The organism is Pseudomonas sp. TH32 (assembly GCF_016650855.1).
Taxonomy (GTDB): domain Bacteria; phylum Pseudomonadota; class Gammaproteobacteria; order Pseudomonadales; family Pseudomonadaceae; genus Aquipseudomonas.
On the sequence record NZ_JAEKFA010000002.1, the window covers coordinates 6048556 to 6061679 of the forward strand.

Annotated in this window: 11 protein-coding genes; 10 read left to right on the forward strand and 1 reads right to left on the reverse strand. The window is 62.3% G+C overall.

Features of this window, described 5'->3' with window-relative positions; genetic code table 11:
- Positions 1-2: 2 nt before the first annotated feature.
- Genes glnE through JFV30_RS31390 form a run of 8 tightly spaced genes read left to right on the forward strand, consistent with a single transcriptional unit; the run spans position 3 to position 9946 of the window.
- Complete coding sequence (gene glnE, locus JFV30_RS31355; protein WP_201125992.1) at positions 3-2942, forward strand: bifunctional [glutamate--ammonia ligase]-adenylyl-L-tyrosine phosphorylase/[glutamate--ammonia-ligase] adenylyltransferase; 2940 nt, start codon at positions 3-5, stop codon at positions 2940-2942.
- Positions 2943-2999: 57 nt separating this feature from the next.
- Positions 3000-4034 carry a lipopolysaccharide heptosyltransferase II gene (gene waaF / locus JFV30_RS31360; protein ID WP_010169279.1) on the forward strand — a complete coding sequence of 345 codons (1035 nt, stop codon included), beginning with the start codon at positions 3000-3002 and terminating at the stop codon, positions 4032-4034.
- Between the two features lies 1 nt (position 4035).
- Complete coding sequence (gene waaC / locus JFV30_RS31365; protein ID WP_169386533.1) at positions 4036-5094, forward strand: lipopolysaccharide heptosyltransferase I; 1059 nt, start codon at positions 4036-4038, stop codon at positions 5092-5094.
- On the forward strand, positions 5094-6218 hold the full coding sequence (locus tag JFV30_RS31370; RefSeq protein ID WP_010169281.1) for a glycosyltransferase family 4 protein: 1125 nt from the start codon (positions 5094-5096) through the stop codon (positions 6216-6218). Before waaC ends, JFV30_RS31370 begins: the two co-directional genes overlap by 1 nt.
- The gene (gene rfaP / locus JFV30_RS31375) at positions 6215-7021 is read left to right on the forward strand and encodes a lipopolysaccharide core heptose(I) kinase RfaP (protein ID WP_177129847.1); all 807 of its coding nucleotides are present in this window, start codon (positions 6215-6217) and stop codon (positions 7019-7021) included. The genes JFV30_RS31370 and rfaP overlap by 4 nt, the downstream gene beginning before the upstream one ends.
- The gene (locus JFV30_RS31380) at positions 7021-7755 is read left to right on the forward strand and encodes a lipopolysaccharide kinase InaA family protein (protein WP_010169285.1); all 735 of its coding nucleotides are present in this window, start codon (positions 7021-7023) and stop codon (positions 7753-7755) included. Before rfaP ends, JFV30_RS31380 begins: the two co-directional genes overlap by 1 nt.
- The gene (locus JFV30_RS31385) at positions 7752-8504 is read left to right on the forward strand and encodes a lipopolysaccharide kinase InaA family protein (RefSeq protein WP_010169287.1); all 753 of its coding nucleotides are present in this window, start codon (positions 7752-7754) and stop codon (positions 8502-8504) included. Before JFV30_RS31380 ends, JFV30_RS31385 begins: the two co-directional genes overlap by 4 nt.
- Positions 8504-9946, forward strand: a complete 1443-nt coding sequence (locus JFV30_RS31390) for a lipopolysaccharide kinase InaA family protein (RefSeq protein ID WP_201125993.1) — start codon at positions 8504-8506, stop codon at positions 9944-9946. The genes JFV30_RS31385 and JFV30_RS31390 overlap by 1 nt, the downstream gene beginning before the upstream one ends.
- Positions 9947-10011: 65 nt before the next feature.
- Here JFV30_RS31390 and JFV30_RS31395 read toward each other — a convergent pair whose 3' ends face one another.
- On the reverse strand, positions 10012-12102 hold the full coding sequence (locus tag JFV30_RS31395; RefSeq protein WP_201125994.1) for a TonB-dependent receptor family protein: 2091 nt from the start codon (positions 12100-12102) through the stop codon (positions 10012-10014).
- Positions 12103-12259: 157 nt separating this feature from the next.
- On the opposite strand from JFV30_RS31395, the gene JFV30_RS31400 reads away from it, so the two are divergent.
- Both JFV30_RS31400 and JFV30_RS31405 read left to right on the forward strand, forming a co-directional pair.
- Positions 12260-12592, forward strand: coding sequence for a YceK/YidQ family lipoprotein (locus tag JFV30_RS31400; protein WP_201125995.1), 333 nt, complete (start codon positions 12260-12262; stop codon positions 12590-12592).
- 64 nt (positions 12593-12656) lie between these two features.
- The gene (locus JFV30_RS31405) at positions 12657-12998 is read left to right on the forward strand and encodes a YceK/YidQ family lipoprotein (protein ID WP_446739869.1); all 342 of its coding nucleotides are present in this window, start codon (positions 12657-12659) and stop codon (positions 12996-12998) included.
- Positions 12999-13124: the final 126 nt, after the last annotated feature.

A 13124-nucleotide genomic window follows, 5' to 3' on the forward strand; every position in this document is an offset into this window, starting at 1 on the left:
CCATGAGCCTTCCAGTGCAGGCCGAATTGCCGGCCATCCTGCTTCCATTTGCCAAGCGGGCCGAGCAGTCATTTCGTGACGCCGTGGCCGGATTGGACGGCGATAATGGCCTTTCTGAGTGGACGCCGCAACGTTGGGCTGACTTTGCCCGTGTGTGCGCCGCCAGTGATTTCGTCATTGAACAGAGTGTTCGTGACCCTTTGATGTTGCTCGAACTGGTGGCCTGGGGCGAACTGGACCGCAGCTTTGCCCCCGGCGAGCTGTGCGGCCAGATTGCGGTTGCGGTGCAACAAGCTGAAACAGAAGACGAACTGGGCCGCGTGCTGCGCCGTCAGCGCACCCGCCAGCAAGTGCGGATCATCTGGCGCGACCTGACCCGACAGGCCGACCTGGTGCAAACCTGTCGTGACCTGTCGGACATGGCCGACGCCAGCATCGACCAGGCTTACCAGTGGTTGTACCAGCGTCACTGCGTCCTGTTCGGCACGCCCACCGGCCGTCGCAGCGGTGAGCCGCAGCACATGGTCATCCTCGGCATGGGCAAGCTCGGCGCCGTGGAGTTGAACCTGTCGTCCGACATTGACCTGATCTTCGCCTACCCCGAAGGCGGCGACACCGTGGGCGTCAAGCGGTCGCTGGATAACCAGGAGTTCTTCATCCGTCTTGGTCAAAAACTGATCAAGGCCCTGGACCCGATGACCGTCGACGGTTTTGTATTTCGCGTCGATATGCGCCTGCGGCCCTACGGTTCAGCCGGGGCGCTGGTGCTCAGCTTCAACGCGCTGGAGCAGTACTACCAGGACCAGGGTCGCGACTGGGAACGCTACGCGATGATCAAGGCGCGGGTGGTGGCCGGTGACCAGGTGGCCGGCGCGCAATTGCTCGACATGCTGCGACCGTTTGTCTACCGGCGTTACCTGGATTTCTCCGCCATCGAAGCGCTGCGCACCATGAAGCAGCTGATCCAGCAGGAAGTGCGGCGCAAGGGCATGGCCGAGAACATCAAGCTGGGCTCGGGCGGCATCCGTGAAGTCGAATTTATCGCCCAGGCGTTCCAGCTGATTCACGGTGGCCGCGACCTGAGCCTGCAACAGCGCCCGCTGCTAAAAGTGCTGGGCACGCTGGAGGGCCAGGGCTACCTGCCGCCGGCGGTGATCGCCGAGCTGCGCGATGGCTACGAATTCCTGCGCTACACCGAGCACGCGATCCAGGCGATTGCCGATCGCCAGACCCAAATGCTCCCGGACGGCACCGAAGACCAGGCGCGGATTGCCTTCATGATGGGCTTCCCGGACTGGACCGCGTTCCATGAGCGCCTGATGTACTGGCGTGGCCGGGTGGACTGGCACTTCCGCCAGGTGATCGCCGACCCGGATGAAGAAGAGGGCGAAGAAAGCGAGTTGGTGGTGGGCGGTGAGTGGTTGCCGCTGTGGGAAGAGTCCCAGGACGAAGAGGCCGCTTGCCGGCAGTTGCAGGAAGGCGGCTTTACCGACGCGCCCAAAGCCTTGAAAACCTTGGCTGGCCTGCGCAGCAGCCCGCAATTGCGCGCCATGCAGCGCCTGGGCCGCGAGCGTCTGGATGCGTTTATCCCGCGCCTGCTGGCCCAGGCCGTCGAGCACGCCAACCCGGACCTGGTACTTGAACGCGTATTGCCGCTGGTGGAGGCCGTCGCCCGACGTTCCGCGTATCTGGTACTGCTGACGGAAAACCCCGACGCCCTGCGCCGCCTTTTGACCCTGTGCGCCGCCAGCCCGTGGATTGCCGAGCAGATCACCCGCTTCCCACTGTTGCTGGACGAATTGCTCAACGAAGGTCGCCTGTTCAAGCCGCCATTGGCGCCAGAACTGGCGGCGGAGTTGCGCGAACGCCTGACACGCATCCCCGAGGATGACCTTGAGCAACAGATGGAAGCCCTGCGTCACTTCAAACTGGCTCACCGCCTGCGGGTGGCCGCCTCGGAAATCGCCGGCAGCCTGCCGCTGATGAAAGTCAGCGACTACCTGACCTGGCTCGCCGAAGCCATCCTCGAACAAGTGCTGGCCCTGGCCTGGCGCCAGACGGTTGCCCGCCATGGTTCGCCACAGCGTGTGGACGGCACCTTGTGCGATCCCGGCTTCATCATTGTCGGTTATGGGAAAGTCGGCGGCATCGAATTGGGGCATGGTTCAGACTTGGACCTGGTGTTCATCCACGACGGCGACCCGCAAGCCGAGACCGACGGCGTCAAGCCAATCGACGGCGCGCAGTTCTTTACCCGGTTGGGCCAGCGGATCATTCACCTGCTGACCACCCAGACCAACTCCGGGCAGCTGTATGAAGTGGACATGCGCCTGCGGCCCTCGGGCGCGTCCGGGTTGCTGGTGAGTTCCCTGGGCGCGTTTGCGCGTTATCAGGAAAACGAAGCCTGGACCTGGGAACACCAGGCGCTGGTGCGTGCGCGGGTGCTGGTGGGCAGCCAGGATGTCGGCCGTGCTTTCGAGCAAGTACGGGCGCAGGTGTTGGGCCGCGCGCAGGATCTGGACAAGCTGCGCCAGGAGGTCAGCGAGATGCGCGCGAAGATGCGCGACAACCTCGGCACCAAGTCCACGGCGGCGGGAACGGCGGCGAATGCCTTCGAACCCACGGTGGCCTTCGACCTCAAGCAGGACGCCGGAGGTATCGTCGATATTGAATTTATGGTGCAATACGCGGCTTTGGCGTGGTCTGCGCAACATCCATCGTTGCTGCGCTACACCGACAATATCCGCATTCTGGAAGGGCTGGAGCAGGTCGGGCTGATGCCCGCCGCCGATGCCCATTTGCTGCGCGAGGTGTATAAAGCCTACCGTTCCGCCGCACACCGCCAGGCCTTGCAGAACGAGGCCGGTACGGTGGCCGGGGACCAGTTCGCTGACGAACGGCGCCAGGTGCAGCGTATCTGGCATGAACTGGGGTTAAGCTGAAACACTATAAATAAGGCGGGGAGGCATGAGCCTCCCCGTATCGTTTGTGGAAACTACATGAATATTCTGATCGTTGGGCCCAGTTGGGTCGGTGACATGGTGATGGCACAGACACTGTTCCAGTGCCTCAAACAGCGCCATCCCGACTGCCAAATCGACGTGCTCGCCCCCGAGTGGAGCCGGCCGATTCTTGAGCGCATGCCCGAAGTGCGTCAGGCCTTGAGCTTCCCGCTCGGCCACGGCGCGCTGGAACTGGCGACCCGTCGACGTATCGGCAAGTCCCTGGCCGGTCAGTACGATCAGGCGATCCTGTTGCCCAACTCGATGAAGTCGGCACTCGTGCCGTTCTTCGCCGGAATTCCCAAGCGCACCGGCTGGCGTGGCGAGTTTCGCTATGGCCTGCTCAACGACGTGCGCAAGCTCGATAAAGCCCGCTACCCGTTGATGATCGAGCGCTTCATGGCCCTGGCCTACGCGCCGGGTGCCGAACTGCCGACGCCTTATCCGCGCCCGAGCCTGCAAATCGACCCGGTTACCCGCGACGCCGCCCTGGCCAAGTTCGGCCTGGAGCTGGACCGTCCGGTGCTGGCGCTGTGCCCTGGTGCCGAGTTTGGCGAGTCCAAGCGCTGGCCGTCGGAGCATTACGCCAAAGTCGCGGAGATGAAGATTCGCGAGGGCTGGCAAGTTTGGTTGTTTGGCTCGAAAAACGATCATTCGGTGGGCGAGGATATTCGCCAGCGCCTGATCCCGGGCCTGCGTGAAGAGGCGGTCAACCTCAGTGGCGACACGTCCCTGGCCGAGGCCATCGACCTGCTGTCCTGCGCTGACTCGGTGGTGTCCAACGACTCCGGCCTGATGCACGTGGCCGCGGCGCTGAATCGCCCGCTGGTGGCGGTGTACGGCTCGACGTCGCCAGGGTTTACCCCGCCGTTGGCCGACCAGGTCGAAGTGGTGCGCCTGGGCCTGGATTGCAGCCCGTGTTTCGACCGCACCTGCCGTTTCGGCCACTACAACTGCCTGCGCCAGTTGCTGCCGCAACCCGTCAGCGACGCCTTGCAGCGGTTGCAGGGCTCCGTGGTCGAGGTTCGTTAAGTTGCGGGTTCTGGTAATCAAGACCTCATCCCTGGGCGACGTAATTCATGCCTTGCCGGCGTTGACCGACGCGGCGCGAGCGATCCCCGGCATCCGGTTTGACTGGGTGGTGGAAGAAGGCTTTGCCGAGATTCCCACCTGGCACCCGGCAGTGGACAAGGTGATCCCGGTGGCGATCCGCCGCTGGCGCAAGAACCTCTGGCAGACCTTCAAGAGTGGCGAGTGGCGGCGCTTCAAAAAGAGCGTGCAGTCGACCAAATACGACTTGGTGATCGACGCTCAGGGCTTGCTGAAAAGTGCCTGGCTGACCCGCTACGTGCGTGCCCCGGTGGCCGGCTTCGACAAGCAGTCGGCGCGTGAGCCGTTGGCGGCGCATTTCTATTCCCGGCGATTGGCCGTGGCCCGTGGGCAGCATGCGGTGGAGCGATTGCGCCAGCTGTTTGCCGTGGCCCTCGGTTATGACCTGCCAAAAGGCCTGGGCGACTACGGCCTCAGCGTCGAAAAACTGCTGGGCCTGCCGCCGAAAAAACCGTTTGTACTGCTGCTGCACGGCACCACGTGGGACACCAAGCACTGGCCGGAAGCCTACTGGCGCGACCTGGCCGAGCGCATGGACCGTTTTGGCGTGGACGTGAAATTGCCGTGGGGCAATGCCGTCGAAAAAGCCCGTGCCGAACGGTTGGCCAAAGGCCTGAAAAACGCCGAAGTGCTGCCCAAGCTGAACCTGGCGGGCGTTGCCCGTGTGCTGGCGGGTGCCAAGGCGTGTGTCGCGGTAGACACCGGCCTCGGCCACCTCGCCGCCGCGCTGGATGTGCCGACGATTTCCCTGTTCGGTCCGACCAATCCCGGCCTGACCGGCGCCTACGGCAAGGCGCAGATCCACCTGGCGAGCGACTTCCCGTGTGCGCCGTGCCTGCAAAAGAAATGCACCTATCAACCGACCGCCGAAGACCAGCGTCGGTTTGATATCAAGCGCGAGTGGCCACTGTGCTTCACTCGCCTGAACCCTGAGCGTGTCGCAACGCGATTAAGCACGTTGTTATTGGCTGAGGAACACTGATGCAACTGGCTTTTGTCCTCTACAAATATTTCCCCTTTGGTGGCCTGCAGCGCGACTTCATGCGCATCGCCCTGGAGTGCCAGCAGCGCGGCCATCAAATTCGCGTCTACACGCTGATCTGGGAAGGCGATGTTCCACCGGGCTTTGAAGTGTTGGTGGCGCCGGTCAAGGCGCTGTTCAATCATCGGCGCAACGAAAAGCTCTACGCCTGGATCCAGGCCGACCTGGCCAAGCGCCCGGTTGACCGTGTGGTGGGCTTCAACAAGATGCCGGGGCTGGATGTGTACTTTGCCGCCGACGGTGTGTTCGAAGACAAGGCACAAAACCTGCGCAACCCGATGTACCGCTGGTTCGGTCGTTACCGGCACTTTGCCGAGTACGAGCGCGCGGTGTTCGACAAGGGCACCAAGACCAAGATCCTGACGATCTCCCGGCAACAGCAGCCGTTGTTCACCCGGTATTACGGCACCGAGCCTGAGCGCTTTCATTTGCTGCCGCCGGGCATTGCCCGCGACCGCCGCGCGCCGCCCAACGCTGCCGAGATCCGTGCCGAGTTTCGTCGCGAATTCGGCCTGGCGGACGATGATTTGCTGCTGGTGCAGATCGGCTCGGGCTTCAAGACCAAGGGCGTTGATCGCAGCTTGAAGGCCGTTGCCGCACTGCCATCGAACTTGAAGAAGCGCACCCGGCTATTTGTAATCGGCCAGGACGACCCCAAAGTATTCCAGTTGCAGAGTGCCGCGCTGGGCCTGGGCGATCAGGTGCAGTTCTTCCAGGGCCGCAGCGATATCCCGCGTTTCCTGCTGGGGGCCGACTTGTTGATTCACCCGGCCTACAACGAGGCGGCCGGCAATGTGCTGATCGAAGCGGTCGTCGCCGGCCTTCCGGTGCTGGTGAGCAAGGTGTGCGGCTACGCGTTTTACATCGACGAGGCCCAAAGTGGCCGGGTGTTGGACGAGCCGTTCGAGCAGGCCCAGCTCAATCAGTACCTGGTGGATATGCTCGACGACCAAGAAGCGCGCGCGGCCTGGAGCCGCAATGGTCTGGCCTTCGCTGAGACGGCCGACCTCTATAGCATGCCGCAGTACGCTGCGGACCTGATTCTGGCGGAGCCAAACCGATGAAGTTGATTCTTGCCGAACCGTTCAAGACCCTGTGGGCCGGACGCGATGCGTTCGCTGAAGTCGAGAAGCTGGACGGCCAGGTGTTTCGTGAGCTGGCCGCGCGCCGTACCCTGCGTACGGAAGTGGACGGCCGCCATTATTTTGTGAAAATCCACCGGGGAATTGGCTGGGGTGAAATCCTCAAGAACCTGATCACGGCCAAGTTGCCCGTCTTGGGTGCAGGCCAGGAGTGGGACGCGATCCAGCGTCTGCAGGAACTCGGCGTGCCCACCATGACCGGCGTGGCCTTTGGTGAAAAGGGCAGCAACCCGGCCGATCAGCACTCGTTCATCGTCACTGAAGAGCTGGCGCCTATCGTCAGCCTTGAAGACCTGACCATGGACTGGGTCAAGCAGCCGCCCGTGCCGGCGATTCGGCATGCCTTGACCGTTGAGCTTGCACGCACCCTGGGCACGATGCACCGGGGTGGCGTGAACCATCGTGATTGCTACCTGTGCCACTTCCTGTTGCACACCGACCAACCGGTTACCGTGCACAACATCAAGCTCTCGGTGATCGACCTGCACCGTGCCCAGGTGCGTTCGAAGATTCCACGGCGCTGGCGTGACAAGGACCTGGCGGGGCTTTATTACTCCGCCCTGGAGATTGGTTTGACCCGGCGCGACAAATTGCGGTTTCTCAAGGCGTACTTCCAGCAGCCTTTGCGCCAGATCCTGGGCGAGCAAAGCGCGCTGCTGGCGGCGCTGGAACGCATGGCCGCCAAGCTTTACGCACGCAAGCAACGATACGGGGATGCGCTCTGATGGCGGGTTGGAACCTGGAACCTGCTTACGCCGCCCTGGCGGATGACTTTGGTAGCCTGGAGGCGGTGTTCGCCTTGCAAGGGGAGCGCCTGACCCGCGATCCGTTGTCCGAAGTGATTCGCGTGGAGCGCGGCGGGGTCAACTATTACGTCAAGCGCTACGTCGGCGCGGGCAAGGGTTTGCGCCGCTACCTGGGCAAGCCGCGGGTCAAGTCCGAATGGCAGAACCTCAAGCGTTTCGCCAAGTGGGGCATTCCTACCGCCGACGTGATTGCCTGGGGCCTGGAGCGTAAAGGCCTGGCTTATCACCGTGGCGCGATGATCACCCGCGAACTGCCGAAGACCGAAGACCTGTCGGCATTGGCCGAGCGCAAAGACCCGCGACTGTCTGACCCGGTGTGGGTCAATAACATTAGTCGCCAGCTCGCTGAATACACGCGGACCATGCACGACAACCGGTTTACCCACAACGATTTGAAGTGGCGCAACCTGTTGGTCGACGACCAGCAAACCCTGTACTTGATCGATTGCCCCAACGGCGATTTCTGGCGCGGGTTCTGGCTCAAATACCGCATCACCAAGGACCTGGCTTGCCTGGACAAGGTCGCCAAGTATCACTTGTCGGCCACCCAGCGCCTGCGCTTCTACATGCAGTACCGTCAGCGCAAGCACTTGAGTGCGTCGGATAAACAGCGAATTCGCCACGTGGTGAAGTTTTTCGAGGGGCGAGAATGAGCGATTTCCTGGCGGCCGAAGACCGAGCATTGCTTGAGCGCAACGGCCTCGGCACTTTTGACGCGCTGTGGGCCAAGCAACTGGATGCCGTGGACGAGCCCAATACCAGCCGCGGCGGTTGGAGCAGCGTGTTTCGCCTCGAACTCGAAGGCCAGGGTTATTACCTCAAGCGCCAGAGCAACTACTTGACGCGCACCTTGCACCGGCCGTTTGGCGAGCCGAGCTTTGCCCGTGAGTTTCGTAATATCAGCCGCTATCAAAAGCTGGGTATTCCCGCGTTGCAGGCGGCGTTTTTCGGTGAGCGCAAAGTGGCGGGCGAGCATCGGGCGATGTTGCTGACCCGGGCGCTGGATGGCTGGAATGACCTGGACTCATTGCTGGAGCAATGGGCTGAATTGAGCGGCGCGCAACAACGCGCGATCCTGTTGGCCTGCGGTCAGTTGGCGCGCCGGCTGCACAGCGTGGGCCAGGTGCATGGCTGTTTTTATCCCAAGCATATTTTCCTGCAGGCCGCCGGCGACGGTTATGCGGCGCAGTTGATCGACCTGGAGAAAACCCGCCCGTTGTTGTTCGGCTGGCGTGACCGGGTCAAGGACCTGGAGCCACTGTTGCGCCGTGCGCCGCAGTGGTCCGACGATCAGGTTCGCCAGCTATTGGCGGCATATCTGGATCAGCCTGAGGACAGTGCGTTGGTCGCAACGTGGCACCAACGGCTGGCGGCCCGGCGCAGTCACAAGGAGAACCGCTGATGCGTTTGTCCGAACTGAAAAGTGCCGGCCGCGCGCCCAGTCTGCCCATGAGCATTGAGCTGGCGGACGCCGCTGGCCCTGGTCAGTTGCAACTGCTCAGCCTGCTGCGGGTATTGCCGGGTCAGCGCTATGTCGGCGCAGCCGTGTGGCGCGGGCGCCCGGTGCTGGCCAAGCTGCTGGTGGGCAGCAAGGCGGCACGGCATTTTCAGCGCGAACTCAAGGGTGTGCGGCTGCTGGCCGACCAAGGCCTGACCACGCCGCTGTTGTTGGCCGATGGCCTGCAGGAGGGCGAGGGCGGTTGGCTGCTGTTTGAGTTTCTGGAAGGCGCCGACAGCCTGGCTGATGCCTGGCACGCCGTTGAAAGTTTGCCGCCATTGGCCGACGAGCAACAGGCGGTGCTGGCCGAGGCGTTGGGTGCGATAGCACAAATGCACGCCAAGGGCCTGTGGCAGGAAGACCTGCACCTGGACAACCTGCTGCGCCAGGGTGGAAAACTGTATTTGATCGACGGTGCCGGGATCCGCGCCGAAGAGGCGGGCAAGCCGCTGTCCCGCAGCCGGGTGCTGGAAAACCTCGGGGTGTTTTTCGCGCAATTGCCGAAAAACCTCGAGCCGTTTACCGAAGAGTTGCTGGTGTATTACCTGCTCAGCAATGGCGAACACGCGTTGCCGCTGGAAGCGTTGCAGAAGCAGGTGCGCAAAGTCAGTGCCTGGCGCTTGAAGGACTTCCTGGGCAAAGTGGGTCGTGAGTGCACGCTGTTCAGCGTGATGCGCGGGCCGTTTGCCCTGCGCGCGATTCGGCGCGAGGAAGAGGCGGCGATGCTGCCGGTGCTGGAGCAGGCCGATGCGCTGCTTGACCAGGGCCACCTGTATAAAACCGGCGGTGCGGCCAGTGTCGCCAAGGTCGAGGTGGCCGGTCGGCCGCTGGTGATCAAACGCTACAACATCAAGGGTTTTGCCCATTGGCTCAAGCGCTTCTGGCGCCCGAGCCGGGCCTGGCATTCCTGGCGCGAGGGCAATCGCCTGGCGTTCCTCGGTATTGCCACGCCCAAGCCGCTGGCGTTGCTGGAAAAGCGTTTCCTGTGGCTGCGCAGCCGGGCTTACCTGGTGACCGAGTACCTGCCCGGGCCGGACATCATCGAGCGGTTCGCGCCGTACGTTGAACGTGGCGAGGCGCCGGAGGCTGAGTTGGTGGCCCTTGATTACCTGTTCGCAGAGCTGATCCGCGAACGCATAAGCCATGGGGATTTCAAGGGGCATAACCTGTTCTGGCATGAGGATCGCTGGGCGCTGATCGATCTGGATTCGATGTGCCAGCATGGCTCCTTGAGCAGCTTTGCTCCGGCCTATGCCAGGGATCGGGCGCGGTTTATGCGCAACTGGCCTGAGAGCAGTGCGTTGTATCGGGTGATTGATCAGCGGTTGCCGAAAGAAGTGGGTTAGGGTTTTAGGGCCGCTGCGCGGCCCAACGGGAGCAAGCTCCCTCATCACAAGTCCGCTGTCAGTTGCTAAAAGGTGTACTCGGCACCTGCGCCTGCGTACCACGAGCGGCCCGGCGCCGCTTCGTAATAGCGGCCGTTGCCGTCCCCGACAATCACCGACCCTACGTATTGGCGATCCAGCAGGTTATCCAGGCGCAGGGTTTGGTGAAACGTCCAGTGTTCCACCTTCTGCTCAAAGCGCGCGCGCCAGTTGAATACGCTGTAGCCCGGCGCTGCGTGTTGCTGGTTGGTGTCTTCGACGTAGACCTTGCTGCGGTACATGCCTTCCAGGGCGGTGCTGACCCAGTCCCGGGGTTTCCAGTTCAGTTCGGCGAATAGCGTGGTTTGCGGCACCCCGGGGAGGTAGTTGCCTTTGTCCACGGGTTTGCCGCCGCCCACGAAGTCGCTGTCGTAGGTGGCTTGCAGGCGGGTGTAGGCGATGTTGGTGCTCCACTGCTCGCTGAGCTGGCTTTCGATGCCCAGCTCGAAGCCCCGGCGCAGGGTGCGGCCGGCGTTCTGGTAGCTGGTACGGCCGCCGATGGACTGGTCCACCACCAGCTCATCCTCGGTGGTGATCTGGAAGACGGCGGCGTTGACCCGTGTGTCATTCAGCTGTGCTTTCAGGCCCACTTCATATTGAGTGCTTTCGGAGGGCTTCAGGCCGAAGTTGAACCCTTCGATATTGCCCGGCGCATACGCCAGTTCCGCCTGGGTGGGGGTTTCGAAACCCTTGCCGGCGCTGACATAACCGTGCAACTCAGGCGTGAAGGCGTACATCACGCTCACGGACGGGGTGTTCTTCTGGTAAGTCTTGTTGCCGCTGGAGTCGCCGTTGCTCAGGAACTGGTCATCGACGTCCAGTTCCATGGTGCTGTGGCGCACCCCGGCTTGCAGGGTCCAGCGGTCGATGGTCCAGTTGGCCTGGATGTACGGATCGAGACTGCGGGCCGTATCGATTTCGTCCCGGCGTAGCTGGCCTTTTACGCCCAGGGTGTTGCCGCTGTAGTTCTGATAGCCGTGGCGACTGTCTTCGCTCTGGTCGAAATCCACGCCGGTGATGATCATCAACTCGCCGGGCACGCTGTCGATCGGCTGCATCCAGCGCACGGAGCCGCCGTAAAACTTGCGGTCGAACTGCACCACGCCGCCGCCGCGCTCATTGGCGGGCGTGCCTTTGGGGATCGACAGATACTGAATCACGCTTCGGCGTCCGGTGTAGGCATTCACCTGCAGGGTCGCATCGCCAAAGTACCGCTCGTAGTTCATCCCCAATTGCTGGTGGTCGATGCTTTTGCGGGTGTTGTACAGCTCGGCCGCGCTGCTGACGGAGCGCGGGTCAGCCTTGTAGGCATCCCACGTCTGCCCCAGCGGATCCTGCGTACCGTTCTGCTCGAGGCTGCTGTAGATCAGCGCCAGTTTGCTGTCCTCATCCGGCTCGAAATTCAGCTTGGCGAAGGTCTGGTCGCGGCGGGCGCTGCTGTGATCGCGGTAGCCGTCGGTGTCCATGCGCGAAGCATCGAGCACGAAGCCTGCGCCGTCTGCTGCGCCTTCGGCGGTCAGGTGGTTCTTGCTCAGGCCGTCACTGCCCACCAGCGTTTCGGCGCCGATGCGCGGCGGGCCTTCGCCGTTGCGGGAAAACATCTGGATCACACCGCCTGCATTGCTGCCGTACAGCGTAGCGGCCGGGCCGCGCAGGACTTCGATGCGCTCGGCGGTGTCGAGGTTGAACGTGGCGGCCTGGCCCTGGCCATCCGGGGTGCTGGCGGGGATGCCGTCAGCGATCAGTTTGATGCCGCGTACGCCAAACGCTGAGCGGGCACCGAAGCCGCGGGAAGAAATCTGCAAGTCCTGGGCATAGTTCTGGCGATTTTGCACCACCAGGCCGGGCACGCGGGACAGGGCTTCCGAGGCATTGATGCCCAGTTGGCCGTCGCTGATCTGCTCACGGCTGATGCTGTCCACTGAATAGGGCAGGTCAAACGACGGGCTGGCGCTGCGCGAGCCGGTGACCACGCTGGGGTCGAGGACCAGCGGCGCTTCGTCGGCCTGGGCGCCGTTGCACAGTCCAAGAAGACCGGGAAGCAGCAGGGCGAAACGTTTGGGGGCAACAACTTTCATGAGTAAACCAGCATCCATGACGCACAAAAATGCGCGAGTTTAACGATTCAGCCAGCTTTTACCATTTCGGAATACACCTACATGACGCGGCGGCGCCTGGGGTCTGGGGCGCCAACAGGGCCGATGTTAGCGTTGCTGACCATTCAGAGGGCTGGCCATGACATTGAAACTGACTGCGGCGCTAAGCGTTGGACTCCTTATGTTGAGCGGCTGTGGAACAGCCAATACGGTGTTGCGCGAAGACGCGGCAGCGGCACGTGAGCTCAGGAAGCAAAAAACCTATTGCCAGTCCATTCCCCGTGTCTACAGCGGTGTTGCCTTTGATTTCTGTCTGCTGCATGCCGCGCCGGACCTTACGGGAGTAATGATGCCGTTTGTACTATTGGATTTAACGGTCTCGGGCATTGTTGATACAGTGGTCCTGCCCTATACGGTCTACAAGCAAGGTACCGATGGCAACCTCAGCATCTATTGGCGCCCGGGTTCATAAACGGATTCAGTGGGGTCGTAGGGCCAGGGGTGAATGCCCATACTTATGCCAAATGGAGTTGTCCATGAGTCCTGCAACCCGATTCCTTCTCTCCGCTGTACTGGTATCCACCACCGGTTGCGGCACCATTAACACGGTGTTTCGCCCAGACGCCGTCGCCAGCCAGAACCTCAAGGAATCGCGCAGTTATTGTGAAAACGTGCCGCGTATCTACAGTGGGGTGATCTACGGTTTTTGCACATTGAACGGCGCACCCGACACCACCAAAGAGCACACGCGCGATGCCTCTGGCTCCTTGCCGATCTTCGCTGCGGAGCTTGTGGCCTCCGGCTTGCTCGACACCCTCGTGCTGCCCTACACGGTCTACCGTCAGAACAGGGACGGCAGCATCGAGATTTTCCGCTAGGCCCGCAGTGACAACCGGTCGCCACAATCCCTAGATCATCACGGGACGGGTTTACGCTATAATCCCGCCCTTTAGCTGTTTCTCGCCCAGGCGGGGAGCACACTTTTTTCAGGCGTGACGCGCCTG

Coding starts and splice junctions, on each gene's coding strand:
- glnE (WP_201125992.1), top strand. CDS start 3: ATGAGCCTTCCAGTGCAGGCCGAATTGCCGGCCATCCTGCTTCCATTT.
- waaF (WP_010169279.1), top strand. CDS start 3,000: ATGAATATTCTGATCGTTGGGCCCAGTTGGGTCGGTGACATGGTGATG.
- JFV30_RS31370 (WP_010169281.1), top strand. CDS start 5,094: ATGCAACTGGCTTTTGTCCTCTACAAATATTTCCCCTTTGGTGGCCTG.
- rfaP (WP_177129847.1), top strand. CDS start 6,215: ATGAAGTTGATTCTTGCCGAACCGTTCAAGACCCTGTGGGCCGGACGC.
- JFV30_RS31380 (WP_010169285.1), top strand. CDS start 7,021: ATGGCGGGTTGGAACCTGGAACCTGCTTACGCCGCCCTGGCGGATGAC.
- JFV30_RS31385 (WP_010169287.1), top strand. CDS start 7,752: ATGAGCGATTTCCTGGCGGCCGAAGACCGAGCATTGCTTGAGCGCAAC.
- JFV30_RS31390 (WP_201125993.1), top strand. CDS start 8,504: ATGCGTTTGTCCGAACTGAAAAGTGCCGGCCGCGCGCCCAGTCTGCCC.
- JFV30_RS31395 (WP_201125994.1), bottom strand. CDS start 12,102: ATGAAAGTTGTTGCCCCCAAACGTTTCGCCCTGCTGCTTCCCGGTCTT.
- JFV30_RS31400 (WP_201125995.1), top strand. CDS start 12,260: ATGACATTGAAACTGACTGCGGCGCTAAGCGTTGGACTCCTTATGTTG.
- JFV30_RS31405 (WP_446739869.1), top strand. CDS start 12,657: ATGAGTCCTGCAACCCGATTCCTTCTCTCCGCTGTACTGGTATCCACC.